Origin of the sequence: Bradyrhizobium erythrophlei (genome assembly GCF_900129425.1) — a bacterium.
Taxonomy (GTDB): domain Bacteria; phylum Pseudomonadota; class Alphaproteobacteria; order Rhizobiales; family Xanthobacteraceae; genus Bradyrhizobium; species Bradyrhizobium erythrophlei_C.
On sequence record NZ_LT670817.1, the window covers coordinates 6,376,735 to 6,403,093 of the forward strand.

Here is a 26,359-nt window from a genome sequence, read left to right on the forward strand (position 1 = left end):
TGGTAGCAAGTATGCACACGAGTATTCACAGCGAGCCATCGGAAATCACCCGACATTCCCGCACGCAATGGTTTACGGCTTATACCGTGCTCTCCCCGGTGATCGGCTTTCTTGCCACCGTCGTTACGCGGATTAATCCGCAAACTTGACACCAGCGTCGAGGCATCAGGACCACACGTCTTCGCCGTCCGCTGCAAGCAACGCCCGTCAAGCGCGCCGCCGCGTCCACCGCATCCCGCCCCGCGTCCGTGACGTCGCGAGCCGCCCCTCTGAGTGGGACGGGACGGCGAGAGACATACAACCGATTTGGGTCTTCGGAAAACCAGAATATTTTTTCAAAAGGGGCTGGACACGAAATGACGAAGCACGCCCGTCGGGCAAATCAGTCGACCTGTCCGCCGCAGAAGCGAACGCGGAAGGCATCCCCCACCATTGCTGCCGCCGCAATTTGCAACCGGCTTACGAGCCTCCACCGGACAGCATCTTGACCAGCCGAGACAGATAGTCCTCGCCTTCGTAGAATGATTTCACGAGAATCCGTTCGTCCGTCCGGGCAAGGACGTGAGGCTCACTGGGAGCCCGTCAAGAGAACAAGTGAACGATACCCAGGCTGATGAGTAACAACAAAAAGAGGGAAAGCGTTACGGCGGCCGTAACCTTGCCTCCGACGCGTCTGAGAACGCCGATATCGACACCCAGCCCGAGCGCCGCCATCGAAACGACCGTCAGCAGAGAGGCCACCCTCAGGATCGGCGCCGCAGCGGATTCGGGCAATATTCCAAACGAGCGAAGCCCCGCCAGAACCAGGAAACCGATAATGAACCAGGGGATCAATTGAAGTGGCTTGAAGCGCTTCGACGCAACCGATCCTTCTGCATCTTTCCGAAGCCCTCGCCCGAAAAGGGAGAAGCAGAGCACGATAGGCCCAAGGGTGAGAACACGCACCAATTTAACCAAGGTCCCGATCTGGGTACTGATGAGGCCGACCGGTACAGTCGCTGCGAGGACCTGCGGAACTGCGTACACCGTCAGACCGGCAAGAATACCGTACTGGGTCGGCGAGAGCGCCAGCAAGGGAACCAAAAGCGGCAGACCGAGCACCATCACCACGCCGAGGACAGCCGTGAACGATATCGAGGACACGATGTCGTCGCCGTCAGCCCCGATCACCGGCGCGATCGCCGCAATCGCCGAATTGCCGCAAACCGAATTGCCGCATGCCACCAGAATAGACAGCCGGACCGGCAGCCCGAGCAATCTGCCGATGCCGTAACTGGCCGCCAGAATAACGGCGACGGTCCCAACGATCGCGGCGATCAGTGACAGGCCTGAAGCAGCTATCGCCGAGTAGCTGATGGTTGCGCCGAGCAGCACCACGGCGGTTTCGAGCAATTGTTTGGCGCTGAAGGCGATACCGGGGCGCCAGCGCGAATTCGGCTCCCACGCGGTTCGAATGGCCATCCCGAGCAGAATCGCGATGACCAGGGCTTCCAGATAAGGATGGCTGAAAACACGCTCTTCCAGGTACTGAACACCCACCGAAACCGCGGTGATGACGACGCTCAGGCCAATGCCGGGCATCAGACCACCGATGCGGGCAATGACGGCGCGCCAGCCCTTGTCCGTTGCAGCAGGCTTCTTTGGGGCAGGCATACCAAACTCCTACGTGGGGGAGAAGATTATGCGCTAAAAGCTGGCCTTAAGGGAAATACCGGTTACATTTAGACCCATATGGACAAGTTATGCCTCTGAACCTTCATTTGCTGCGCATGTTCACGACGGTGGTTCGAACCGGCAGTTTTTCGCGCGCGGCGGATGCTCTCCATATCAGCCAGCCGGCGATTTCGAAGGGGGTCAGGGACTTTGAGCTCCAGATCGGCTGCCGACTGCTGGACCGCATCCCAAAGGGCGTGCGTCCGACCCGCGAAGGCCTGGCCCTGATGCGCCATGCGGAAGCCCTGTTCGCGACTGAGCGCCAGGCCGAGGAAGAAATGCGCTCGCTTCGCGGGCTGGAGGAGGGCTCGCTGCGCATCGGCGCCAGTACCACGATCGCTTCCTACATGATCGCCGAATATCTCGGCATCTTTCACAACGCCTATCCCAACATCGATCTTCACATCATCAGCGCAAATACGAGCGAAATCGCCGACCTGACGATCGGACACGAGGTCGATATCGCACTGGTGGAAGGGCCGATCAGGGACGAAAACCTGATAGCGGAGCCGTGGCAAACCGACGTCATGGAACTGATCGTCGGCTCGCACCACCCGTTTGCCGCCTCGAAGACACCGATTGCCGCCTCGGCCCTCGCATCCGAAACGCTGATTGTGCGCGAACCCGGATCGGGCTCGCGGGAGATCGTGACGAGAGCGCTGGCGGATCATGGCATAGAACCGCGCCGGACACTGGAAATCGGCAGTACCGAGGCGATCAAACAGGCCGTTGCGGTGGGTCTTGGTGTCTCAATAGTCTCAAGGGCTGCTGTCAGCGATCAGGTCGCGCAGGGCCGATTGAAAATCATTTCTGTCCGGAACGTAGCCATCAAGCGGCAGTTGTGGCAGCTGAAGATACCGGGCCGGCTGGATGCGCCCGCCGCGGTCGTTTTCGAGCAAATCCTCAACGAGGTGCCCAGGCGCTTGTCTGTCGCCGGCACCTTATCCTAGGTGCCGAATACCGTTAGCGCGCTTCGCCCGAGGGCTTCGAGCTGCCAGAACTTGCCGGGAAGATCCGGGACAAAATAGACGGCTCGCGCCACCACGATCACGGCCACCAGCGACCAGAAAAGGCTGGTTCCGGCAAACGTAAGCCAGCTTGAGACGGGCCCTTGCGGCGCCGCAACGCGCGACTCATCGTATTTCACGGGCTCGCCGAAAGCCTCAAATCGCATCTCTTGCATTGCCGCCTCCGACGTTTCCGAACCGTTCAAACGGTGCGTACATATGTCGGCGGCCGGCGGCAGAAAGCAAAGGAACCGTGTTGGAAATTTACCCTCCGGGGGAGACTGTTATTCTCCCCCACAGGTTCAAAAGGGAACAACCGTTGTGCGACCGGTTGACACCCCCTGAAACAGCCACCTTCCTCAATAAGTCGAGGCGAGGTAATCGACGATCCTGGGCACATCGGCCTCGTCGATCGGCGCACCATAGAGCTTGATCATTTTGGTCACCTCGGCCTGCCAGAAGTCCTTCTTGTACTTCGGACCCTCGGGCTGGGTCTTGATGTAGTCGGCCGAGTGACATGCCGTGCAATTGTTCTGGGCGGCTTCAAGGTTAGGACCCGGTTTGAACGCCGCGGTTTCTTCGGGAAGCGTGTAGGAAACCGGCTTGGCGCTGGCCGCGACAAGACCGTAGCCGGCGATGGTCATCGCGACGAGGCTCGCAACAACGACGGGGGTCGATCGCTTCATCGTCATTCTCCTCAAGCCGCCGTGACGCGGACGGTTTCGACCACGTTGCGCAAATACCCTGCCGGATTCCACAGTGCTTCCATCGGCTGAGTCTTGCCGTCGTTGCTGGTCGCACGCACCTTCAACTCGTGCGCGCCTGCGGGAAGTTTCACCGGCAAACTCCATTCGCGGAACGAATACTTGCTGAGCTCCTTGCCGAGGCGCGCCGACTCCCACGTTTTCCCGCCATCGGTTGAGACCGCAACATCCCTGATGCCGTTGCCGCTATCGAACGCGATGCCTTTCAAGGTGGTCCCGCCCGCTTTCAGGCTGGCGCCGTCGGCGACATTGGTGATGAAGGACCGGACGGTCAGCCGGTTGATCGGGATCGTTGCCTTCGGCGCAGTGCCGGGCTCGACGCAATTGCAGTCATTGTCCGGAATTCGATACGCCGTCTTCATCCAGAAGCCGTCAAACACGCTGTCGACGACATTGATCTCGTTGAGGTGCTTGACCCAGTAGGTGCCGTAATAGCCGGGCACGATCAGCCGCAGCGGAAATCCATTGAGGAACGGCAAGTCCTGACCGTTCATGGAATAGGCCAGCATCACCTCGCCATCGCGCGCATGATCGATGTCGAGGGCCTTGGCGAAATCCGGGGTCCTGTCACTGACAGGACCGTCCATGCCGCCAAACACCACCTGCTTGGCGCTTGCCTGAACGCCGGCCTGGTCCAGCACCGCCTTCAGCGGAACGCCCTTCCATCGCGCATTGCCCATGGCGCCGTTGCCAAGCTGGCCTCCCGCAACCCGAGGCGTGAAAAATCCGCGGCTGTTACCGGAGCATTGATTGACGGCCACGAGTTCTACCGCCGGCATCTTCCTGATGTCGGCAAGCGACAACTTTACCGGTTTGTCCACTTTCCCCTTGATCTCCACCGAGAACTTGTCGGGGTCGATGTCGAGCGGCACGTCGGCCAAATGGTACCGCACGAAGAATGCATCGTTCGGCGTGATAACGTTCTCATTGAACACCGCGAACGGCGTTTCCAGCTGCGGCGGCCGGCTGGTCAATCCGATCATCGGACGCTTCTGCGGGTATTTGACGGTGGGCCGCTCCCCGTTTTCGAACGGCAACGTCACCTTATCCGCCGCGAAGCTGGCAAACGAAGATCCGCCGACCGCGCCGCTTCCCGCGAGCAAGGCTGCTCCACCCTGCAGGACTGTTCTTCTGTTCATCATTGACTCTCTCCCTGTGGTGGCGCGCGAATCTTTCGGGGAATAAACCGGTGACGGGGAAATCAGGCGACGCGCGCTTGCGAAAGAAACGCGGTGATCTCGGCCGGTGTATCGGCAACCCTGACGCCTGCTTTTTCCAGCGCGGCCCGCTTCGAAGCATATCCGCCACGGCCGCCGGTCACGATCGCGCCTGCATGGCCCATCTTCTTGTCCGGCGGAGACGAACGTCCGGCGATGAAGGAGACCACGGGTTTCTTCATCCCGCGGGCATATTCCGCCGCCTCTTCTTCCATCGCCCCGCCGATCTCGCCGACCAGAACAACGGCTTTTGTACGCTGGTCCCGATCGAGCGCCTCGAGCGCGTCACGCGTTGTGGTTCCGATAATCGGATCACCGCCGATGCCGACAAAGGCCGATTGGCCAAGGCCCGCGCGCGTGAGATTGAGGCACATCAGGGTTCCCAGACTGCCGCTGCGCGAAATCACGCCGATGTCGCCGGGCATGAAAATGTTGGGATTGTGACCCGGCATGATTCCGACAAACCCTTCGCCCGGCGTCACGATGCCGGCCGTGTTGGGACCGACGATCCTGCTCTTCGATCCGCGGGCGCGGGCAAATATCTCCAGCACGTCGTGGCTCGGAATGTGCTCCGTCAGCGTGACGATCGTGCCGACACCTGCATCGATGGCGTCGATGATGGCATCCTTCGCCATCGTCGGCGGGATGAAGATCACTGAAATGTCGCAAGGCGTGTGTTTGGCCGCCTCGACGGCGGAACGAAAAATCGGCACGCCGAGATGCGAATCGCCGGCGCGCTTGGGATTGACCCCGGCGACGACATCGGTGCCGCATTCCATCATTTTGGCTGCCCAAAACGAGCCTTGCTTCCCGGTGATTCCCTGAACAAGAACTTTTTGACCACGTCGATAGATCATTTTGCTGCCTCAACGGCCGCCTTAACGGCGTCTTCCATGAAATCGTAGGGTTCGATGCCGAGCCGTTCGCGGACAAGTTTCACGGCCTCGTCTTCGCCGGTACCGTGAATGGAAAAGAAGGCCGGGATCTTCGGCTTGAGACTCTCCCAGGCCAGAACCACGCCCTCGGCCATGACATCGGTCCGCGCGAAAGCGCCGCAGAAATTGACGACCAGGCTTTTGACGCCCGGATTTGACAGCACCAGATCCAGTGCTACCTCGGCCTTGGTGTAGGCCTCTCCGCCGATCTCGAGAAAGTTGGCCGGCTTGCCTCCGAAATGATCGATTACATCCATCGTCGTCATCGTCAGGCCGGCGCCATTGGCCAGCACGCCGACATTTCCATCGAGCTGGATAAATCGCAGCCCATGCGATGCGCCGCGTTCTTCCAAGGCTGTCATTTTGGGAGGAGAAGCGACCTTGACGAGCTCTGGCTGCCGCAACGTCGAAGCATCGTCCAGAACAAATTTGCAATCCAGGGCGACGACCCTGCCGTCGCGCAGAATTGCAAGCGGGTTGATCTCCACAAGCTCAGCGTCCTGATCGCAAAAGGCGCGATAGAGCTTGACCAGCACATCGCCAACGGCGGCGGCGGCCGGCCCAAGATCCAACCCCTTGAGAAGCGCCGATGCATCCGACGCGTCGAAGCCATGTTTGACATCGACGACATGCCGCCTGATCGCATCAGGTTTTTGTTCGGCTACCTCCTCGATGTCCATTCCGCCTTCCGTCGAGAACAGAACGAGCGGGCTCCGGCTGCTCACGTCGATCAGTACGGCAGCGTATAACTCGCGATCGATCGGGCAGCGCTCCTCGACGAGGACGCGCTCGACCCGGCTGCCGCCAATCGTCATGCCCAGTATGGCGCGCGCGGCCGCGGCACCTTGCTCGGGACTATCAGCCATCTTGATGCCGCCGGACTTGCCGCGTTTGCCGGTCGGCACCTGGGCCTTGACAACGGACGGCCCGATCTTTGCCACCGCCTCGGATGTTTCTTCCGGGGTCTTGCAGACAACACCACGGGGTATCGGCACGCCGGCCGGCATCAGGACGCCTTGCTTGGCGGCGTATTCTTCGAGATTCATCGCGGGCGATCCTATTTTCCGTACCGGGCCCAATGCGGACCAAAAAGCTCTTCTTCGGATGGCTTGTCTTCGGGGATGGGAACTACCAGGTGGGTAATATTGAGAAAGTGCTTGTAGTTCAGATTTTCCGAGATGCTGTTTTTTTGCCATGAGCCGCATCCCATCGTCAGCGTGAATTCAAGTCCGCTGTCGAAGCCGCCGCCATTGCCGAATGTGTGCGCGAAATTGATCAACACGCGGACAACCGGCAGGTCTTCCGCGAGCTCTCGCGCCCGGGCCATGTTGGTGGTGTGCAAGCCCATGGAATGACCGCGGCCCTGAAAGTCCAGGATCTTGCGCACGGTCTCTTTCGCGGCCTTGAAATCGGGCGCGCGGTAGACGGTGAGCACGAGCGCGAGCTTCTCGCCCGAGAGCGGAAACGCCTTGCCGATCCCGGTCTCTTCCACCAGCAGGAATTTTGAAGCCGCGGCTTCCGGGGGCAGTTCGAAGCCTTCGGCGAGCACCGGCATGTCGCGTGCGATCAAATGGCGGTTGAGCTTGCCGTTTTTCCACAACTCACCCTGGACCCGAGCTTTCTGCGCGTCATCCACGAGATAGCCGCCCGCCTTTTTCAGGGCCTCGATCGCCGCGTCGTAAACCGAGGACACGATCACCACGGAATTTTCCGAGGAACATGACGTCGCGTTGTCGAAAATCTTCGATGCGCAAATCTTTTGCGCGGCGGAGGTCAGATCGGCGGTCTCATCGATGATAACAGGGACATTTCCCGCGCCGACGCCGATCGCCGGCGTGCCGCTGCTGTAGGCGCGGCGGACGTTATCCTGCGAGCCGGTGACAACCACGAGATCGACCGCCTCCATGATCGCCTGTGTGGTATCCTTTGTGACCGGCGACGGAAGGATCTGGACCAGATCCTTGGGAAGGCCGATCTTGCCGAGAGCCTCGCGCATATATTCGACGGTCAACGCCGTGGTCCGGTAGCCGAGCGGCGAAGGCGCGATAATCACCGCGTTGCGGCCCTTGATAGCCATCATCGCCTTGTTCACGGGCGTCGCGCCGGGATTGGTCGATGGCGTAATGGCGCCGACCACGCCCATCGGCTTTGCGAACTTCACGATACCGCGCTTGTCATCGCGTTCGATTTCTCCGACCGATTTGACGCGGAGAAGATCGCGAAGCGTACCGAATGTCTTGCGCTGCTTCTTGATGATTTTGTCCGGGACGTTGCCCAATCCGGTGTCCTCTACCGCGAGCTCCGCCAATTCGCGGGCGTGCTCCGGCTGGTAGAGCGACCAGGCAACCGCCCGCACAGCTTCGTCGACGCGCGCCTGATCGGCGTTCGCGAAAGCCTCCTGTGCGATCCGCGCACGACGCACCAGATCCTGTGCAATGGCGTTCGCGCCCGAAACTCGATCGTTTAATTCGACTACCGCACTCATTTTCGGCTCCGTTGATTCAACATAAGGCAATTTGCAGGGTCAGGCCGGCATCGGACTTTCTCTTACATCGACAAAGCGACTTCCGGGTTGAATTGTAAAGGCAAGGACCGCGCCCAGCAGCAGAACCCCAAGCGAGCCGATAAAGGGAATATCCCACCTTCCCGTCCAGTCAATCGCCCAGCCGAACACGACCGGCGAGATAATACCGGCCATGCCGAACCCGAAATTCATGAAGCCGCTGGCGCTGCCGGAATATTCCGGCGTGATGTCCATCGGGATGGCCCAGATCGGCGCGACGATCAGTTCCGCAAAGAAGAACGCCGCGCTGAGGCAGATCGCAACCGTCGTCAGATCGTGGACGAACACGATCGGCAGCATAAAGCAGAACGATCCCAGAAAGCCGACCACGATAACCGAAATCCTGGCCATGGCGACGTCGCCTGTCGATTTGAGGATACGGTCGCTCACAATCCCTCCGACGGTGTCTCCAACCACGCCTGCGAAAAACACGCCCGCCGCGAACAAGGCGGATTTCTTGAGGTCGAGCTTGTACTCGTGCAGGAAGAACGACGGCAACCAGTTGAGATAGAGCCAAAGAATCCAGCCGTAGCAAAAGTCCGTCAAGGTGACCGGCAGCATGCGTTTCAGCAGCGGGCCCCAGGGAACTTGCTTTTGCGTCGCCGCTACCCTCGATGGCGGGAGTCCTTCAAGATCCTGCGGCGTGATATCACGATGTTTGCGCGGGTCGTCGCGAAAATAGAACCACCACAGCCCGGCCCAAAGCAGGCTGGCCGCGCCCAGCATATAGAACGAGGCCCTCCAGGAGAACGCCACGATCAGCGCGGCAATGACCGGCGGCGTGGCCGCGTTTCCGAACCGCGAGAATGCGTGGGTGATTCCTTGCGCAAAGGCGCGCTGATCGGGACGCATCCAGTTGGAAAGCGCGCGCGTCGCCGTTGGGAAGGCCGGCCCCTCTCCGATGCCAAGCGCGAGCCGGGCCAGGAACAGAGACGCCAGGCCTCCGACGAGGCCCGTCCATATCGTGGATCCCGCGACAACCACCGCGCAAATACACAATGTCACGCGTGGTCCCATGCGGTCGCCGAGCCATCCTCCTGCAATCTGGAAGAAGGCATAAGGGTACGCAAAAGCCGAAAATGCGATACCTAGTTGCGTTGCGGTAAGACCCAGGTCTCTCTGCATGATCGGCGCCGCTGTCGAGAGATTGACCCGATCGACGTAAAAAATGAGATACATGAGACAAATGATGAAGAGGACGAGACGGCTGGCCTGGTTCCGCATAACCTTCATGTTTGCTCCCTGTCCGATTGCACCTCTGCTCATAGGTTCGAATTCAGCGGTCGAATTCGGCGTTTGGCAGGGCGATCGTTTTGCGTATGCTACAATCCCGGGCAATCATGGCGAAATCGATAATTTGCATCGTCATCATTCGCGGAATTTATCATTGAGCCGAAACCATTGAGCCAAGATCTGGATATCTCACTGCTCAGGACGTTCGTCGCGATCGTCGATACGGGCGGCCTGACGTCCGCCGGCAGAAAGGTCGGCCGGACGCAGCCTGCGATCACCCATCAGATCCGGCGCCTGGAAGATCTGATCGGACGAACCCTGTTTGACGACAACCGCCGCAAGCTCAGCCTGACCCACGACGGAGAAGTCCTGCTCGAATTCGCCCGCGCCATGTTGCGATTGAACGATGAAGCGCGGGCGCGTTTTTCGGCGCCTGACATTACCGGACACGTCACGCTGGGAACGCCGGACCTCTACTCGTCGTATATATTGCCCGAAGTACTGGAGAATTTTTCACGCTCCCACCCCAACGTGGAAATCGAGTTGCGCTGCACCCGCAGCGTTCATCTTCATGCCGCCCTTGAGCGCAACGAGATCGACATCGCGCTGATGACCAACCAGCCGGACTTCCGGCGCGGCGAGCTCGTGCGTCGTGAGCCTCTTGTGTGGGTCGCCGGCGTCGGGAGCAGCCCGGAATTGCGAAAACCGCTTCCGTTGGCCGTTCTTCCGCAAGGGAGCGTCTACCGACATCATGCCCTTGAGGCGCTGGGCTCTGCCGGCAAACAATGGTCGATACGTTCGGTCTGCGACAGCATCGCCGGGCTACAGGCCGCCGTGTTCGCGGGCCTTGCGGTATCGGTCTTTCCGCGTTGCGCCATCGTACCGAATGTGCGCTGCCTCGGTGAGGCGGACGGCCTGCCGAAACTGCCGTCTATCGAACTCGTCATGCACCGCAAGAACCAGGGCATCTCCGACGCCGCCGAGCAGCTCGCGCAATATATCGTTCGCGAGCTCGGGGATTCGACCCCGAGCTCCGTGGCGTTAGGTTGAGAAACCGTCGCTGCCGCTCAACTCGAACCTGAACCCCGCGCTAGGCGGTTTTTTGCGGACGCATGTCTTCGCGCTTGATGCCGGCGACCACGACGGGCTTCTTCATGGCGTCGCGGCGGAACGGCTCTCCCAGTTCCTGGTTGAGAACGATCTCGATGAAGGTCGTGATGCCCTTCTTTTGTTCTTCACACGATAGCCGGAGCGCGTCGGTCAGTTCGGCCTGCGTCTTGACGGTGACGCCCTTGAGACCGCAACCCTCGGCGACCTTGGCATAGCTCAAATTCAGGTCGAGTTCGGTGCCGACGAAATTATCGTCGTACCAGAGAATCGAATTACGCTTTTCGGCGCCCCACTGGTAATTGCGGAACACCACCATGGTGATCCCAGGCCATTCCTTGCGGCCGATCGAACTCATCTCGTTCATCGAAATTCCGAATGCGCCATCACCGGCAAATCCGACGCAAGGCGTATCCGGGTTGCCGATCTTGGCGCCAATGATCGACGGAAAACCGTAACCGCAAGGTCCGAACAGACCGGGCGCGAGATACTTGCGACCCTTCTCGAAGGACGGATAGGCATTTCCGATCGCGCAATTGTTACCGATGTCACTGGATATGATGGCGTCACGCGGAAGTCCCGCCTGGATCGCCCGCCAGGCCTGACGGGGCGACATCAATTCCTTGTCCCGCTTGCGCGCATCTTCATTCCACGTCGTTCCCGGATCGTCGTCCTCGTGATCCATGCTGGAAAGCGCCTGAAGCCATTTCGACTTGGTCGAGTGTACCAGCGCCTTGCGGTCCTCGCGGCCGGCATCGCCCGCGGCCGGCGCCAGCCGGGCCAGAATGGCCTCGGCAACCAGCTTCGCGTCGCCGCAAACTCCCACGGTGACCGGCTTGGTCAAGCCGATACGGTCGGCATTGATGTCGACCTGAATGATCTTCGCCGTCTTCGGCCAATAGTCGATGCCATAGCCGGGAAGCGTCGAGAACGGATTAAGCCTCGTTCCAAGCGCCAGAACGACGTCAGCTTTCGCCACCAGTTCCATGGCCGCCTTCGACCCGTTATATCCGAGCGGACCGACAGCAAGCCGGTGGCTTCCCGGGAAGCTGTCATTGTGCTGGTAGTTGTTGCAAACCGGCGCGTCGAGCCTTTCAGCCAAAGCCACGCATGCCTCGATCGCGTTTCCGAGGACCACGCCTGCGCCTGACAGGATGACGGGGAATTTTGCCTCCGACAGCAATTTCGCCGCTTCCGTAACGGCGAGTTCGCCACCGGCCGGGCGTTCAAATTCGACGATGGCCGGCAGGTTGATGTCGATGACCTGAGTCCAGAAATCGCGCGGTATGTTGAGCTGCGCCGGACCAGAAAGGCGCTTCGCCTTGAGGATAACGCGATTGAGCACCTCCGCGACGCGCGAGGCGTCACGCACCTCTTCCTGATAACAGACCATGTCGCGGAACAGCGCCATCTGCTCTACCTCCTGGAAGCCACCCTGCCCGATCGTCTTGTTCGCCGCCTGCGGCGTCACCAAAAGCATCGGGGTGTGATTCCAGTACGCGGTTTTGATCGGCGTGACGAAGCCGGTAATGCCGGGACCGTTTTGGGCGATGGCCATTGCCATCTTGCCGGTCGAACGCGTGTAGCCGTCGCAGATCAGACCGCCATTGCTTTCGTGCGCGACGTCCCAAAAGGTGATGCCGGCCTTGGGGAAAAGATCGGAGATCGGCATGAACGCCGAGCCGATGATGCCGAACGCATGCTCGATGCCATGCATCTGCAGGACTTTAACAAAGGCTTCTTCGGTGGTCATTTTCATGGCGGCTTCCTCGGATTGGTCCAACCAGACAGCGGCGGAGCTTGATCTTTCTGGCCGGGATCAATGGCATGACGGCTCCCGGCTCGCAACAAATATCTCAATTTTGCATTTTTTATGTTTCATATTTCGGAATATTTGCTATTCATCGGGCATGAACGACCTGTTTGGCGCATTGAAGCCGCTCGGTTTGCTGGAGGCCGTAGCCGGCATGTCGCGTCCCGCGACGCTCGCTGAACTGGCGGCAAGCGTTGGCGTGCCCAAGCCAACGATGCATCGCTGGCTCGCCTCGCTCGAGACGGCGGGACTTCTGCAAAGGACTCTCGACGGCCGAAGATTCGAACTCGCTCCCCGCTCCTCGCGCCTGGCCTTTTCGATCCTCGGCAACAGGCCGGGTGGAACGATAAGACATGAGATCCTGCAGCGCGTCGTCCAGGAGGTCGGCGAAGCCTGCAATCTGACCGTGCTTGAGGGAACGCAGGTCACCTATCTGGATCGCGTCGAAGCGGAATGGCTGTTGCGGATCTCCTTTCAACAGGGATCGAAGGTCCCGGCCTATTGCTCGGCCAGCGGCAAACTCTTTCTTGCCTTGATGCGGCCGGCCAAGCGCGATCTGCTGCTCCGTCAAATGCCGCTGGAGCGTCTGACCGACAACACCATCACCAACACATCCGACTTGCTCAAAGAGCTCGCCGAAATTCGCCGCAGCGGATACGCGCTGGACCGGGAAGAATTCCTGTCCGGACTTGTGTGTCTTGCCGTTCCGATCTTTCAGAAAAAGCAACGGTCGCGCGCCTGTGTCGCGGCACTCGCCATTCAGGCGCCGGTCACGCGGATGTCCCATGCGAATATTCTGACCAAGCTGCCTGCCCTGCAAAAGGCCGCCGAAATGCTGGCCCTCACCCTCGCCGAGTAACCATGAATCACATGATGCCAACGGTTGAACCAACATTTCCGAAGCTCGACGCTCTCGAAGCCGCGGCCCGCGGCAAGGGGCGCCTTGCAGTCGCTGTCGCCTATCCCTGTTCGGCGGATTCTCTCGGCGCGGCGCTTTCCGCCCACGAAGAGAGCGTCATCGAACCCGTGCTGGTCGGACCGCGCCGGCGGATCGAAGCCTGTGCAAGCGCGTTGCAGGTAAGCCTCGAAGGTTTTCGGCTTGTCGAAACCGAGGACGATCCGATCGCTGCGTCGCGGATGGCCGTGGCCCTGGCCGGTTCAGGCGAAGTGAGCGCGCTGATGAAGGGATCGCAGCATACCGACGAGTTGTTGGGGGCCGTCGTGTCCCGCGACGCCAATATGCGAACATCGCGGCGCATGAGTCACGTTTTCTGGTTCGATCTTCCAGCCTACCACAAGCCGCTGATGGTGACCGACGCTGTCGTGAACATCTCTCCCAGCCTGAAGGACAAGCTGGACATCCTCGCAAACGCCATTCAGTTTGCGCATGCGATCGGACAGGCAGCGCCCAAGATCGCGATCCTGTCGGCTGTCGAGACCGTCAATTCGGACCATGCCTCGGGCATGGATGCCGCGGTGCTCTCGAAGATGGCCGATCGCGGTCAGATCAACGGCGCGGTGATCGATGGTCCGCTGGCATTCGACAACGCGATTTCTGCCGCATCCGCGGCAACAAAGGGAATTTCCTCGCCGGTTGCCGGCGATCCCGACATTCTGCTGGTTCCGAACCTCGACGTCGGAAACGTCCTCTACAAGTCGTTTATCTATGTGGGACGCGGAGAATGTGCAGGCGTTGTGGTCGGCGCGCGCGTGCCGATCATTCTCACCAGCCGCTCCGACTCGCGGCGCGCGCGCATCGCGTCCTGCGCATTGGCGCGGCTCAGCCTGCCCTAAAGCACTTTGCAGTTCAGTGGCATCATCCTTCGAGACGCATCGCTTCGCGATGCTCCTCAGGATGAGGTCTGAGACCCTCATGGTGAGGAGCGCGGCAACGCCGCGCGTCTCGAACCATCAGGCCCGTTGGGTGCCTGATTGTGGTTCGATACAACTGGAAAATGCGTTAGTACTACTGTGTCATTTATCGGGTCTGCCTTGCATACGGTGCGTTGAGAGAGTGGCAGCAGGGACATCGTGGCAGGCGTTTAACGATGGCGTCGATGAGCCTACGGCGCATCGTTGCGATTGAGTTCGGGATGTGTCGCTCAGGCCGCAATGGAGGATCCTCTGGGTCGATAGCCGTCGGATACGGCAATCTCCGGGAACAGCCGGGCGCTACGTAGTCCTGAGGGGGGAATCGTCTCCCGTTCGGAGATCAGGAACCCGTAGGTAGCGATGCACAGCGTGGCGTGATGATGAAAGCCTGGCCATCCTCGACCTTCAAAATGACCGAGACCGAGCTCTTGCTTGAGTTCCTGATAGTCACGCTCCACGCGCCAGCGCAGTTTGGCCGTGTCGACCAGATCGCGGAACGGAATGCTTTTTGGCAAGGTCGACAACCAGTATTTGGTCGGCGCATCCTCTCCCTCGGGCCATTCGATCAGCAGCCACTCTTTTGCCGGCTTCTCAGCCTGTTCATGGCTCGATGCAACGTGAACCCGTACGCGGGCAAACCGCGAGCGGAGCCGTGCATTCGTGCCCTCCCGCCATTCGATCGTATGCCATGCTTTCGTACGCAGCCCGAGGGCAAGCTCTTTGACCGAGATCGTATCAGGCGCATCCCGGCGGCCCTTCTTCGGGGCACGGCCCGGCCGTATGCCCGGCGCCCACACCAAGGTCTGCGGCTGTATAGCTGCCGCATAGGCCTTCCCGAGAGCTGTGATGCCGGCGCGCAGTTTGGAGTCGTGGCCGTAGCCCGCGTCCAATAGCACCACATCGCCAGGAAGGCCGGTCTCACAGGCCCAGTGGATGTGCTCAAGCGCTATCTCCGGCTTGGTCTTGAAGCAGATCTCTTCTGGCACCTTCGCCTTGAGCCGACGCGCCTCGTTCGAAGCCCAATCCTTCGTCAAATACAGCCGATAGGCCACAGGAAGGCTCGCCGCGTGGTTGGCAATCGACAACGATACGGCGACTTGGCAGTTCGCCTGCTTGCCAAGTTGTCCGCAGTATTGGTGCGCTACCCCAACCGAGTGCTGCCCCTTTTTGGGAATGCCCGTGTCGTCGATAATCCACGCCGTGATCGGTCCGCGCCGTTCAATCTGTGGCAACACCATCTCGCGAACCTTGGCCAGAACCACCTCGTCCGACCACGGCCCTTGGCCGACAAAATGCAGCAAGGACTGATGCTGTGCGCCCGTTCGATCCGGCGCTGTGATCGCCGCCATCGGCTCAACGCTCTTGCGTGCTTCCGACACAATTAGGCCCGTGCAATAGTCGCGCAACGGGCCTGCCCGATCTGCGTGGCCGATCACGCTGACAAGACTCTCGATATACCGCGTAAAACGCGCTTGAACACCCTTCGCTTCCCGAAGAGCCATCCCAACCTCCTGTTTCTCAATGGGAAGCTCCACGTTAAGTGATTCTCAAATCAGACGGCCGCGACCTTCTGACTCAGTAGTATTAGTCCGGCAAAAAAGAACGGCGCGATTATGATCGGGCCGTTCTGATGAAACACGATGTTCGTCGTCAGACGGTCAAGCGATCTTTGGCACGGGAACGAACGCTGCCTGCGAACGACGCCGCGCCAGCGAGCCGATCCACCAGGCTGACAGAGCGCTCACGATTCCTGCAAACGTGCAATACGACGCGATGGCCCAGCCGCCGTTCGGTCCATAAGCCTGCAACAGCGCCGTGGCGATGATCGGCGTCAGACCGCTCGCAAAGATTCCGGAGAATTGGTAGACAAAGGAGATTCCGGTGTAGCGAACCTGCGGCCGGAACAAATCGCAGAACAGCGCAGCCTCGGGGCCATAGATCGATGCGTAGAACACGGCGAACGGGATAATCAGCGCGGCCCATACCAAAATTGCGTTATCGGGATAGTTCATCCAGAGCCAGAAGGCAGGCAGCGCGGAGAAGCCGGTGATCAGCGAGCCCCAGAAGTAAACATTGGTGCGTCCCATCCGGTCCGACAGCCGGCCGAAAAAGGGAATGAACGCGCACATGATCAGGGCGGCGGCAGTCACGCCGAGAAGCGCTTCTGTCCTTGGCACCTTAAGCTGCTGTGTCAGGTAGGAGATCGAATACACGCCGAAGATATTGAAGAACACGCCATCGATATAGCGCGCGCCCATGCCTGCGATGATTTCCTTCGGGTACTCCGAGAGCATCGAGGCAAAAGGGACTTTGACTTCGGCCCGGCTCTCCTTGAGTTTGGCAAATTCCGGCGTTTCCATGATGTTCAAGCGGATATAGAGCCCGATCAGCACGAGCACGAAGCTCAGAGCGAAAGCCAGACGCCAGCCCCAGGCCAGGAACTGCTCGTTGGTCAGAGTGTAGGAAAGCAACGCAACAACACCCGACGCCAGGCACAGCCCGATCGAAAGGCCGATTTGCGGAAGGCTCGCATACAGGCCGCGCTTTTCGGGCGGGGCATATTCGTAGGTCATCAAAACTGCGCCGCCCCATTCGCCGCCAAGGCCGATGCCCTGCAAAATGCGTAAGCACAGAAGCGAAATCGGCGCCCATACTCCAATCTGGGAATAGGCGGGAACGAGAGCGATCATGAACGTAGCGACGCCCATGATCATCAGCGTCAGGATCAGCATGCTCTTGCGGCCTATCCGGTCGCCGAAATGACCAAAGATGACGCCGCCGAGCGGACGGGTGACGAATCCAACGGCAAACGTCGTGTAGGCGAGCAGAGTGGAGACGACCGGGTCGCCGGCCGGAAAATACAGCTGGTTGAAGACGATGCCCGCGACCACACCGTACAGAAAGAAATCATACCATTCGACGGTGGCGCCGATCAGCGAAGCGAATACGACCCGTTTGAGCAAAGTGCTCTGATTCATCTTGTTTCTCCCCATTTTTAAAATTTTGTTTGGCTAGGCTGCTATCGATTCATCTCTCGCGGCCAAAAGGATCATGTCGGACGCTTTTTCTGCAATCATCACCGCCGGTGCATGCGTATTCCCTGACACGAGCGTCGGCATGATCGAGCAGTCGACCACGCGAAGACCCGCTATCCCGTGAACGCGAAGGTTGGCATCCGTCACCGCCATGCCGTCGGCCCCCATCTTGCAGGTGCCGGTCGGATGAAAGATGGTTGCGCCGTTTTCACGCGCGAATTCGAGGATCTCGCTGTCCGACTGCACCGCGGCGCCGGGCTTGTATTCGCTCTCGATGTAAGGTTTGAGCGCGTCCGTCGCTGCCAGTCTGCGCGCGTATTTGATGGATTCGACGGCGCAGAGGCGATCCTTTTCGGTTGCGAGATAGTTCGGGCGCATCGACGGCGCCTGCATCGGGTCTGCCGACCTGATCTCGACGCTGCCACGCGATTCAGGCCGCAACTGGCAAACCGAGAACGTGCATCCGGACCATGGATGCGGCTTGGCGCCGGCAAGCTCTGCGGACAGGGTTCCGAAATGAAATTGGATGTCCGGTGTTGCAGAGCCTGGCAAAATGCGGGTGAAAAGGCCGCCCTGGTTGATCCCTATCCCGAGTGGCCCCGTTCCATTCATCAGCCATTTGAGTCCGATGCGCGCCTGACCCGCGAGCGTGCGCAGGTCATCGTTCGTGGTGATCGGTTTCGAAACGCGATACATCAACCGGAATTGCAGATGGTCCTGCAGGTTCTGGCCGACGCCGGGCAGATCGTGAACGACCTCGATCCCGTGGCGACGCAGGAGGTCCGCCGGTCCGACCCCGGAGAGTTGCAGCAGTTGCGGGCTCTGCAGCGAACCCGCCGACAGAATGACTTCACGCGCCGCCCGCACCTCGTGCATGACGCCGTGCTTGCGGTAGCGCACGCCTACGGCTTTGCGGCCTTCGAGAATGAGGCCGGTGGCTTGTGCATCCGTTTCAACGCGCAGATTTTTCCGCGAACGCGCCGGTTTGAGATAGGCCACCGCCGAGCTGTTGCGCCAACCGTTGCGCGTGAACAGCTGGAAGTAACCAATGCCTTCCTGATTGCCGCTGTTGAAATCCTTGGTGCGGGGAACGCCGAGTTCCTGGGCGCCGCGAATGATGGCCTCCATCAATTCGCTTTTTTCCTCGATGTCCGACGACCATAGCGGCCCGTCAGCCCCGTGGGTCTCGCTGGCACCACGGCTGTTGTGTTCCGACTTCATGAAATATGGAAGGACGCTCTTCCAGTCCCAGCCGGCATTTCCGAGTTGCGCCCAATGGTCGTAGTCGTCGCTCTGGCCGCGAATGAAAACCAGTCCGTTGATCGAACTCGATCCGCCAAGCCCTCTCCCGCGCGGCCAGTAGATCTTTCGATCATGCATGTTGGCCTCGGGGTCGGTATAAAACCCCCAATTATAGGCCTTATGAAACATCGTTTTTCCATATCCGATCGGGATATGGATCCAGAGGTAATTGTCCCTGGGACCAGCCTCCAAGAGCAGGACCTTATGGCGGCCATCCGCGCTCAGCCGGTTGGCCAGCACACACCCCGACGATCCTGCGCCGACGATGACATAATCGAATTCTGCCACGCTCAAAGTCGTCCCACCCTTGATTTGTCTCATTGAGTGAGACAATATGTCTCAAAGAATGGGTCAACGAACAAAATTTGTCAACTCCTGAAGGGGGAGGCATGTGTTCGGCGATTGGGGTTTTTTCTAAATGACAACACCGACGACGACCGGAGTCTCCGAGCGCGCACTCTTGATGCTCGAGATCATTGCAAGAGCGGAAGAACCGCCGACTCTCAACGACCTCGTGACCTTGATCGAATTGCCTAAAGCGACCACGCATCGCTTCGTCACGCTTCTGGAGAAACTGGGATTCGCCAAACGCACCATTGACGGAAAACGATACGAAATCGGATATCGCCTGACCGAACTCGCGATCGACGCGATGCGCCATTCGTTTCAGCTTGCGCCGCGCCGCGCGATCCTCTCGGGTTTGGTGAGCGAGATCGGCGAGACATGCAACATCACGATGCTCGATGGGACCGAGCTGGTCTATCTGGACCGCGTCGAATCCGATTGGCCGCTGCAGATTCGTCTCAAGATCGGATCGCGCGTTCCGCTTCACTGCACCGCGAGCGGCAAGCTGTTCCTGGGTCTTGCGCCCGCTTCACTGCGAAAGGCGCTTTTCCAGTCGCACCCGCTGCGAAAGCACACACCGCGAACCATTGTTGATCTTTCCGCCCTGGAGCACGAACTGGACAAGATACGGAAAACGAAAATTGGAACCGACGATGAGGAATTCATCGAAGGCATGACCGCTGCCGCCGTCCCGGTGATGGACTCGAAGGGAAATATCTGCGCGACGGTTGCCGTGCACGGTCCCAGCGTCCGGTTGCCGCTCGCGCGCGCCCTGGCTCTGACGCCTGCATTGTTGAGGGCTGCAAAGGCGATTGAAAGCACCTTCCACGCGCGCTGATGCAGCAGGATTATATTTCCGGCGGCGGAGGCCGACGCCGGCGTTAGATTACATCACGACAAAAACGTCGTCGTTTTCGATCTCTACGCTGAAACGCCGCAGCCGCAGTTTTCCGTGATCGGCGACAGACTCGCCGCTGATAAGGTCGAACTCAAACCCATGCCATGGACAACGAAGAATTTGCCCGGGCCTGTCCATGAGCAAAACATTCGGTTGATCGCTATGAGCGTGTCCCGTCACGCAGCCGTGCTCGAGATTTGCGCCCTGATGGGGACAGCGGGCGCCGACGGCCTTGATTTCACCCGACGGCAGACGCGTCAGCAGAATGGTGCCTCGCCCCATCGCAAACGGCTTCATGGCGTTGCTTGCAACTTCGCTGACGCCGCAGATACGATGCCTGGTCATTGCGCCGGCGCCTCGAGGCCATACAGCGCCGCGCCGTTTTTCCAGAAGATTTTCTCCTTCAGATCGTCGGGCAATGAGCGGGGAATCGAAACCTCGGGATCATCGAAGTCGAAGTGCGGATAGTCCGTCGAGAAGACCAGATACTCGTCGCTCCCCATCAGATCGATCAACTTCATCCACTGGTCGCCGGTCAGATCTTCGGCCGGCTGGGTGGAAAATCGCAAGCGCTCGCGCATATGCTGGCTCGGCAGTTTCTTGACCCAGGGTACCTCTACCCGGCCCTGGCGATACTCCCGGTCCATGCGCCACATCAAATGCGGCAACCAGCTGAATCCTCCCTCGAGGATGATGAAGCGCAGCGACGGATAGCCGTCGAAGACCCCGTTCAGAATAAGGCTGATGACTTCGGCCATCATCGACGTCGGCAGCAGGGTATGACGCTCGATATAATGCAGCCCCATGCCGAACGGCCCTTCGGCCAGGATGGTATGATGCAGCGCGACGACCAGCTGGTGGCGCTCGGCAGCTTCGAAAATCGGGCGATACATCGGATGGCCGTAAGCGATGTCGTCGACGACCGGCAACATCACCTGCTTGATCTGCGGATGCGCGGCCATCCGGTCGATCTCGCGGGCCGCGGCTTCAGGATCGCGCGCATTGATCTGGATGCTGCCGATGAACCGCTTGTCTTTCGCCAGCCAATGCTCGGCAACATAGTCGTTATAGGCGGCAGCGAGCGCCGAACTCAAACCGTACTGCAACTTCAGCATCGTCGGATAAAAATATCCGGTCAGGACCGCATAGGTTTGGTTATAGGTGTCCAGCAGCTGGCGGCGCATGACCCCGTAGTCACTGACCGAGGCTGAACCGTCGGCGTTGCGGACGTCGGCGCGATTGCCGCAACCCGGTGAAGTGTACGCAAACGGCTGACTGAAGCCGCGCCAGGCGCCGCGCTCGATCCACTCGCGGTAAGGCTCCTTCAGATAGGGAACGAGATCGCGAATCCCGGCGAAACTCTCATGAACGTCGGCGTCGATCAGAAGCATGGCGGTCGTCTCATTCGCTGCACAAAAACCGGGACGAAATGTACCGGTTTCAGAGTGACGCTAAAACCCCGCCGCGCGCAAGCATTTTTTGCCGGGGTTTTACTCCGCCGTGGTCGGTATTCTCGCCGGCACGCGGAATTCCTCGCGTGCGACACGCGCCGCGGCGACGGCTTGCGGATCAAGCTGCGGCGATGCCCCGTTCAATTGAATGCTGCCGCGCTCGATGCGGAGCGGAGTGGTCAGCAAACCGTGGCGTTGCTTGAGGAATCCGTTCATCTCGCCGGCCGTCGTCAGGAGCTTCGAGCCGACACAGGCTTCCATCCAGCATCCGATTTCGGTGGCAACGCCGTTGCCGAGCACAGCGCCGAGCCCCAAAGAGCGGACGCGCGTTAATGCCCGCTCAAGTTTGTCGATTCCACCCAACTTCATCAATTTCAGTTTGATGATATCGGCCGCACCCAGGGCCGCGGCCTTTTCCACATCCGCCATGGTGTAGATCGACTCATCGAGCATGATGGGAACCGTCGCCACGCGCTTGACGGCCAAAGCAGCGCCCCAATCCCCGGCGGCGCAGGCTTGCTCGAACAGTTCGATATTGGCCGGGTCGAGACTGCGCGCGAAGGTGCAGCCGTCCTCTTTCGAATAGCCCTGGTTGGCGTCGATCCGGATCACCGCGCGTCCGCGCAACGCCTGTTGGATGTGCCGGACGCGGCGCAAATCATCGTCGACATTCCAGCCGACCTTGACCTTGATGGTCGAATAGCCCGCCGCCAGCAGCCGTTCCAGTTCGGCCTCAATGGCTGCCGGCTCGGTCTCGTTGAGAATGGCGAGCAGTGGCAGCGATGCGGCACTCGGGTTGAGCGTAGCGTGGCCCGCCGCCATTTCCACAGCGGTCGCAAAGGCGGTCACCGTGAATGGATTTTCCTCCAGCCAGGGCGCGAGCTTGTCGTCCACCTCTCCGGTTCGAACACCGGGCATTTTCGATCCGATCGCACGCGCCGCGTGCCAACATTGTTCGAGCGTCTCCTCGGTATATCCGGTCAGGATTGTCGCCTCGCCAACGCCCGAGCGGCCATCGGCAAAAGCCACGGTTACCAGCAGGGTATCGAAGGCTTCGACGTTACCAAACACCAGCTTGTAGGGGCTTTTGAGCGGCACCCGCAGAAGGTCAAGCTCGATCCGCTCAAGATAAGACTCTGACATCGTTTACTCCCCAAGACAGGCGCTGCGTTCCGCGCAGGGTGCGGCAAACGCAGGCGATTGCTGTTAAAGCAATGTACGCGCAAGCTTTTCAGCAGCGCGGCGAAGCGTCGGTGCGTGTGCGCGGACGTCATTGACGCTTAGTCGCGCGACGGGTGCATGCAAGGCGAGGCCGGCGATCATCTCGCCATCGATGCCGATCAATGGAACACTCAACCCTGTCGCGCCCACCATGAATTCCTCATTGTTGACGGCCATGCGCTCGTCACGAATCCGCGCCAGCTCTTCGTCGAGACGTTTTCGGCTGGTGATGGTATTGGGCGAATAGGCCTTGAGTTCGATCTCGTCGAGCAACGCGGTTCGCCGCGCCGTCGGCATCAACGCCAGAAACAATTTTCCCGTTGCGGTGCAATGAAGAGGCACGCGCGAACCGGCACTCAAATGCGTGCGCAAGGGCCAATTGCATTCGACGCGTTGGACATAGGCGACCGAGCTGCCGTCGAGCACGCCAAGATTGATCGATTCGCCGATCTCGGCGACGAGGCGCTCGAGAATAGCCCGTACCGGAGACATTCGTGCCGAAAAAACCACCGCCCGCAGCGAAAAGCGCGCCAGGCGGTCGCCGGGCACGTAGCGCTTGCCGGTCAGGTCCCGCTTCAAAAGCTCCGCGGCTTCCAGATTGATGAGCAGCCGATGCACGGTCGCCTTTGGCATGTCCATCTGGACAACCAACTCGGCGAGGGTCAAGGCGCGGTCCGCTGCGATCAGATGTTCAAGCAGCGAAAAGCCCTTTTGCAGGGCTGACGAGCCGGCCGCGCCGGAATAAATCGGTTCTACCGGCACGATCGAGCCGGCGCCCGGCCGGCGCGCCTTGGTTTCTGTTTTCGAACCAGGCCTCAAGGCGGAAAACCCTTTTGCTGATCGGCGGCATCGCACCAATACCATAGCATAATAGAAACCGAGACGAAATATCTCGAAAAACAATTGCCTCAGGTCGGAAATCGGCTAGCGTCGGGGCCGGGAGCTGATTTCTAACGGAGCGTCGCGCGTCCATGCTGGCCAAGGCGATTACTGCCACGTTGGGCGTGCAGGCGATGATCGTCACGGCGTCGCTGGTCGTGCCGCTGACGGCGGCCGCCGTTGCGCCGAGCCTTGGCCTCGAGCCGCATCTGGTTGGATACTACGCATCGCTGACCTTTCTGGCCGCGGCCCTTGCCTCGCTTGCAACGCCGCAATGGGTGCGGCGCTACGGCGCCATCCGCGTCCATCAAATCATGTTGCTGGTGGCGGTGGCGGGGCTGGTGGTTCTGTCGGCTGAAACGCTGACCGGATTCATCATCAGTGCATTGCTGCTCGGACTCGCCTACGGCCCCGCCAATCCCGCGAGTTCCTCGCTGCTGACGCGCTACACATCATCCGGCACACGGGCGCGGGTGTTTTCGCTGAAGCAAACCGCTGTGCCATTGGGTGGCGCGCTCGCGGGATTCGCCGTTCCCTTTCTGATGACGCGGATCGGCTGGCTTGGTGCGGCGCTGGCGGTCGCAGCCGTCTGCCTGTTCGGCGCCCTCCTGATCGGCGGCTGGCGCCGCGCGCTGGATCATCAAGACGACCACGCACCGGTCGGCAGGACCGGAGCCGTCGCGGCGCTGCGTCTGATTTCGGTGAGTTCGACTTTGCGACCGCTGGGAATCATGGCTGTTTGCTTCGCCGCGACGCAATTCAATTTCACCGCGGTGTTCGCGGCCGTTCTGGTGGAACGGATGCGATGGTCGCCGGTCGAGGCCGGTTCGGCGCTCTCGATCGCGTTGGCCGTCAGCGTGGCCTCACGGCTCGGATGGGGATGGGTCGCGGATCACCTACCGCCGCGTTTCGTGCTGGCAGCGCTTGGCGCGATGATGGCGTCCGCGACGGTCGCCTGCGCCTTTTTGGCGCCAACGTGGCCGGGTGTTGTCGTCTATGCAATCGCGTTTCTGTTCGGCGCCTCGGGCTCAAGCTGGAACGGCCTGGCGCTCTCCGAGGCCGCCCATTTCGCCCCAATCGGTCACGTCGGCGAAGCGACCGCCGGCATCATGTTTTTCATCTATACGGGTGCGCTGATCGGACCGGCCTTGTTCAGTCTGGTCACATCGATCAGCGGAACCGTCACCCTTGCGTTCCTGCTGCTCGGATTGTTTGCGCTGCTGCCGGTCCCGTTGCTGCTGTTGAGGGACTACAGCGTCGTTGAATCCAGCCCAGCCACGAAAGCCGTCATATGAGAGCGATCAGCATTGAGGCATTTGGCGGTCCCGAAGTCTGCCGGTTGACCGACGCCGCCGAACCGCGGCCCGCCGCCGGTGAAGTGACGGTGCATCTCGCCTATGCCGGCGTCAATTTCATGGACATCTACATGCGCAACGGAACCTATGCGCGATCCCACACCTACAAGACCCCGCTGCCGATGACGATCGGGATGGAGGGAGCAGGTACGGTGACGGCGCTCGGCGATGGGGTGACCGGACACGCGATCGGCGACCGCGTCGGATTCTGTCTTGTCCGCGGCAGCTATGCCGAAGCCATCAATGTTCCGGCGTGGAAAGCGGTTCCGATTCCCCTCGCCGTGCCACTCCCCGTCGCCGCGGCCCTCATGCTGCAGGGCTCGACTGCGCATTATCTCAGCCATTCCGCCTTTCCGCTCGCCCCCGGGCATACCTGCCTGATCCATGCCGGCGCGGGCGGTGTCGGACAGTTGCTGATCCAGCTTGCAAGGGCGCGCGGCGCCCGCGTGCTTACGACGGTTGGCAATGAGGACAAGGCGTCGATCGCCAGGACGTGCGGCGCCGACGAAACGATCCTGTATCGGCAGACCGATTTTCGCGAGGAGGTCATGCGTCATACCGATGGACGCGGCGTCGATGTGGTCTACGATTCGGTCGGCCGCGATACGATCCACGGCAGCATTCGCAGTCTGAAAAAGCGCGGCATGTGCATTCTGTTCGGAGCCAGCTCCGGCGTCGTCCCGTCGATCGAACCGATCGAGCTGGCCGAAGCAGGCTCCGTTTTCTTCACCCGGCCGCATCTGGCCGACTATATGAGCGACGCCGAAGAGATTCGCGGCCGGTCGAATGACCTGTTCCGTCTGCTCGCGAGCGGCGGCCTGCATGTTGCCATCGACCGCGAATTTCCGCTGGCGGAGGCATGCGACGCACATGTCTACCTGGAAGCCGGCCAGTCACGCGGCAAGCTTCTTTTGCGTACCGAAGGTCAATTTGGATGAGAGAATACGCCATTGGAACGGACCAGGATTTAAGCTCGACGCTGACGGCTGAAAACATGCGCAAGCTGACGGAGCGTGGCGTCGAGAAGAAATTCGAGCGCGGCGGATGCCTGTTCCACCAGGGCGACGGCGGCGCGAACGTTTTTCTGCTGCTCGAAGGCCGCGTCAAGGTTTGCCTGATCGGCTCTTCCGGACAGAAGACCATCCTTCGCATCCATCTGCCGGGCAGTCTGATGGGTCTTACGGCGCTGGCGGCGCCGCCGATGCGCGACGCCACCGCGACCGCGCTTGAAACGGTCACCGTCGTGGAACTGACGCGATCGGAAATGCAGGCGATTCTGCTGGAAGACTCCGCGCTTTCGCTTCGCGTGATGCGAATGCTGCTCGATCGGCTCTCGGATCTGCATTCGCGTCTTGCGGATTTACAGGCAGCCAGCGTCGATCAACGGCTGGCGCGGGTATTGCTGGCGCTAGGCCAGCACGACCCCATCACGGAGGCCACACCATCGATCTCGCTTACCCACGAGGACCTTTCGAACATGGTCGGCGCGCGGCGGCCGACGGTGACGTCGGCCCTGAACCGTTTTCTTCAGGATGGCCTGATTGAAAAATGCGGCCGCAGCATCATGGTCAAGGATACGGGCCGCCTGGCGCGACTTTTGGTAGTATGATGCGCCTCTGCCGGCGATCGGTGCTGCCGAAGTTGTCAGC

At 60.3% G+C, this 26,359-nt stretch carries 24 protein-coding genes; 8 read left to right on the forward strand and 16 right to left on the reverse strand.

Features of this window, described 5'->3' with window-relative positions:
* Positions 1-582 precede the first annotated feature (582 nt).
* On the reverse strand, positions 583-1,653 hold the full coding sequence (locus B5527_RS30525) for a YeiH family protein (protein ID WP_079604821.1): 1,071 nt from the start codon (positions 1,651-1,653) through the stop codon (positions 583-585).
* 89 nt (positions 1,654-1,742) lie between these two features.
* Here B5527_RS30525 and B5527_RS30530 point away from each other — a divergent pair, with 89 nt between their 5' ends.
* On the forward strand, positions 1,743-2,663 hold the full coding sequence (locus B5527_RS30530) for a LysR family transcriptional regulator (protein ID WP_079604822.1): 921 nt from the start codon (positions 1,743-1,745) through the stop codon (positions 2,661-2,663).
* Here B5527_RS30530 and B5527_RS30535 read toward each other — a convergent pair.
* The 7 genes from B5527_RS30535 to B5527_RS30565 form a co-directional block, all read right to left on the reverse strand.
* Positions 2,660-2,896 carry a hypothetical protein gene (locus B5527_RS30535; RefSeq protein ID WP_079604823.1) on the reverse strand — a complete coding sequence of 79 codons (237 nt, stop codon included), beginning with the start codon at positions 2,894-2,896 and terminating at the stop codon, positions 2,660-2,662. The two genes, B5527_RS30530 and B5527_RS30535, sit on opposite strands and share 4 nt — an antisense overlap.
* Positions 2,897-3,079: 183 nt before the next feature.
* The gene (locus B5527_RS30540) at positions 3,080-3,412 is read right to left on the reverse strand and encodes a sulfite:cytochrome C oxidoreductase subunit B (RefSeq protein WP_079604824.1); all 333 of its coding nucleotides are present in this window, start codon (positions 3,410-3,412) and stop codon (positions 3,080-3,082) included.
* A gap of 5 nt (positions 3,413-3,417) precedes the next feature.
* Positions 3,418-4,626 (reverse strand): molybdopterin-dependent oxidoreductase, encoded by a 1,209-nt coding sequence (locus B5527_RS30545; RefSeq protein WP_079604825.1) that lies wholly within the window; start codon positions 4,624-4,626, stop codon positions 3,418-3,420.
* Positions 4,627-4,685: 59 nt separating this feature from the next.
* Positions 4,686-5,558: a succinate--CoA ligase subunit alpha gene (gene sucD, locus B5527_RS30550; protein WP_079604826.1), complete on the reverse strand. Its 873-nt coding sequence runs from the start codon at positions 5,556-5,558 to the stop codon at positions 4,686-4,688.
* The gene (locus tag B5527_RS30555) at positions 5,555-6,682 is read right to left on the reverse strand and encodes a succinate--CoA ligase subunit beta (protein WP_079604827.1); all 1,128 of its coding nucleotides are present in this window, start codon (positions 6,680-6,682) and stop codon (positions 5,555-5,557) included. The genes sucD and B5527_RS30555 overlap by 4 nt, the downstream gene beginning before the upstream one ends.
* A gap of 11 nt (positions 6,683-6,693) precedes the next feature.
* Positions 6,694-8,121, reverse strand: coding sequence for an acylating sulfoacetaldehyde dehydrogenase (gene sauS / locus B5527_RS30560; protein ID WP_079604828.1), 1,428 nt, complete (start codon positions 8,119-8,121; stop codon positions 6,694-6,696).
* A 39-nt stretch (positions 8,122-8,160) separates the two neighbouring features.
* Positions 8,161-9,432 carry an MFS transporter gene (locus B5527_RS30565; RefSeq protein ID WP_154072618.1) on the reverse strand — a complete coding sequence of 424 codons (1,272 nt, stop codon included), beginning with the start codon at positions 9,430-9,432 and terminating at the stop codon, positions 8,161-8,163.
* 168 nt (positions 9,433-9,600) lie between these two features.
* Here B5527_RS30565 and B5527_RS30570 point away from each other — a divergent pair, with 168 nt between their 5' ends.
* Positions 9,601-10,482 carry a LysR substrate-binding domain-containing protein gene (locus B5527_RS30570; protein ID WP_079604829.1) on the forward strand — a complete coding sequence of 294 codons (882 nt, stop codon included), beginning with the start codon at positions 9,601-9,603 and terminating at the stop codon, positions 10,480-10,482.
* Between the two features lie 40 nt (positions 10,483-10,522).
* Here the strand turns inward: B5527_RS30570 and xsc are convergent, their stop codons facing one another.
* On the reverse strand, positions 10,523-12,298 hold the full coding sequence (gene xsc, locus B5527_RS30575) for a sulfoacetaldehyde acetyltransferase (RefSeq protein WP_079607633.1): 1,776 nt from the start codon (positions 12,296-12,298) through the stop codon (positions 10,523-10,525).
* 151 nt (positions 12,299-12,449) lie between these two features.
* On the opposite strand from xsc, the gene B5527_RS30580 reads away from it, so the two are divergent.
* Both B5527_RS30580 and B5527_RS30585 read left to right on the forward strand, forming a co-directional pair.
* Positions 12,450-13,211: an IclR family transcriptional regulator gene (locus B5527_RS30580; RefSeq protein WP_079604830.1), complete on the forward strand. Its 762-nt coding sequence runs from the start codon at positions 12,450-12,452 to the stop codon at positions 13,209-13,211.
* A 14-nt stretch (positions 13,212-13,225) separates the two neighbouring features.
* A complete protein-coding gene (locus tag B5527_RS30585; protein WP_079607634.1) occupies positions 13,226-14,146 on the forward strand; it encodes a bifunctional enoyl-CoA hydratase/phosphate acetyltransferase in 921 nt (306 codons plus the stop codon).
* A 308-nt stretch (positions 14,147-14,454) separates the two neighbouring features.
* Here the strand turns inward: B5527_RS30585 and B5527_RS30590 are convergent, their stop codons facing one another.
* The 3 genes from B5527_RS30590 to B5527_RS30600 all read right to left on the reverse strand — a co-directional run bounded on the left by B5527_RS30590 (position 14,455) and on the right by B5527_RS30600 (position 18,882).
* Complete coding sequence (locus B5527_RS30590; protein WP_079604831.1) at positions 14,455-15,726, reverse strand: IS701 family transposase; 1,272 nt, start codon at positions 15,724-15,726, stop codon at positions 14,455-14,457.
* Positions 15,727-15,882: 156 nt separating this feature from the next.
* Positions 15,883-17,202: an MFS transporter gene (locus B5527_RS30595; protein WP_079604832.1), complete on the reverse strand. Its 1,320-nt coding sequence runs from the start codon at positions 17,200-17,202 to the stop codon at positions 15,883-15,885.
* A 33-nt stretch (positions 17,203-17,235) separates the two neighbouring features.
* Positions 17,236-18,882, reverse strand: a complete 1,647-nt coding sequence (locus B5527_RS30600; protein ID WP_079604833.1) for a GMC family oxidoreductase — start codon at positions 18,880-18,882, stop codon at positions 17,236-17,238.
* Positions 18,883-18,979: 97 nt separating this feature from the next.
* On the opposite strand from B5527_RS30600, the gene B5527_RS30605 reads away from it, so the two are divergent.
* Positions 18,980-19,744, forward strand: coding sequence for an IclR family transcriptional regulator (locus B5527_RS30605; protein WP_079604834.1), 765 nt, complete (start codon positions 18,980-18,982; stop codon positions 19,742-19,744).
* A 48-nt stretch (positions 19,745-19,792) separates the two neighbouring features.
* On the opposite strand, the gene B5527_RS30610 is transcribed toward B5527_RS30605, so the two are convergent.
* From B5527_RS30610 to B5527_RS30625, 4 genes are all read right to left on the reverse strand, one after another.
* Positions 19,793-20,149, reverse strand: coding sequence for a Rieske (2Fe-2S) protein (locus B5527_RS30610; protein WP_079604835.1), 357 nt, complete (start codon positions 20,147-20,149; stop codon positions 19,793-19,795).
* Positions 20,146-21,195 (reverse strand): amidohydrolase family protein, encoded by a 1,050-nt coding sequence (locus tag B5527_RS30615; RefSeq protein ID WP_079604836.1) that lies wholly within the window; start codon positions 21,193-21,195, stop codon positions 20,146-20,148. Before B5527_RS30615 ends, B5527_RS30610 begins: the two co-directional genes overlap by 4 nt.
* 99 nt (positions 21,196-21,294) lie before the next feature.
* On the reverse strand, positions 21,295-22,398 hold the full coding sequence (locus B5527_RS30620) for a mandelate racemase/muconate lactonizing enzyme family protein (RefSeq protein WP_079604837.1): 1,104 nt from the start codon (positions 22,396-22,398) through the stop codon (positions 21,295-21,297).
* Positions 22,399-22,461: 63 nt separating this feature from the next.
* Entirely contained in the window at positions 22,462-23,295 is an 834-nt protein-coding gene (locus B5527_RS30625) for an IclR family transcriptional regulator (protein WP_172842716.1), read from the reverse strand.
* Between the two features lie 152 nt (positions 23,296-23,447).
* On the opposite strand from B5527_RS30625, the gene B5527_RS30630 reads away from it, so the two are divergent.
* Genes B5527_RS30630 through B5527_RS30640 form a run of 3 tightly spaced genes read left to right on the forward strand, consistent with a single transcriptional unit; the run spans position 23,448 to position 26,319 of the window.
* A complete protein-coding gene (locus tag B5527_RS30630) occupies positions 23,448-24,650 on the forward strand; it encodes an MFS transporter (protein ID WP_079604839.1) in 1,203 nt (400 codons plus the stop codon).
* Complete coding sequence (locus tag B5527_RS30635) at positions 24,647-25,648, forward strand: quinone oxidoreductase family protein (RefSeq protein WP_079604840.1); 1,002 nt, start codon at positions 24,647-24,649, stop codon at positions 25,646-25,648. Before B5527_RS30630 ends, B5527_RS30635 begins: the two co-directional genes overlap by 4 nt.
* Complete coding sequence (locus B5527_RS30640; protein WP_172842717.1) at positions 25,645-26,319, forward strand: Crp/Fnr family transcriptional regulator; 675 nt, start codon at positions 25,645-25,647, stop codon at positions 26,317-26,319. Before B5527_RS30635 ends, B5527_RS30640 begins: the two co-directional genes overlap by 4 nt.
* The last annotated feature ends 40 nt before the right edge of the window (positions 26,320-26,359 follow it).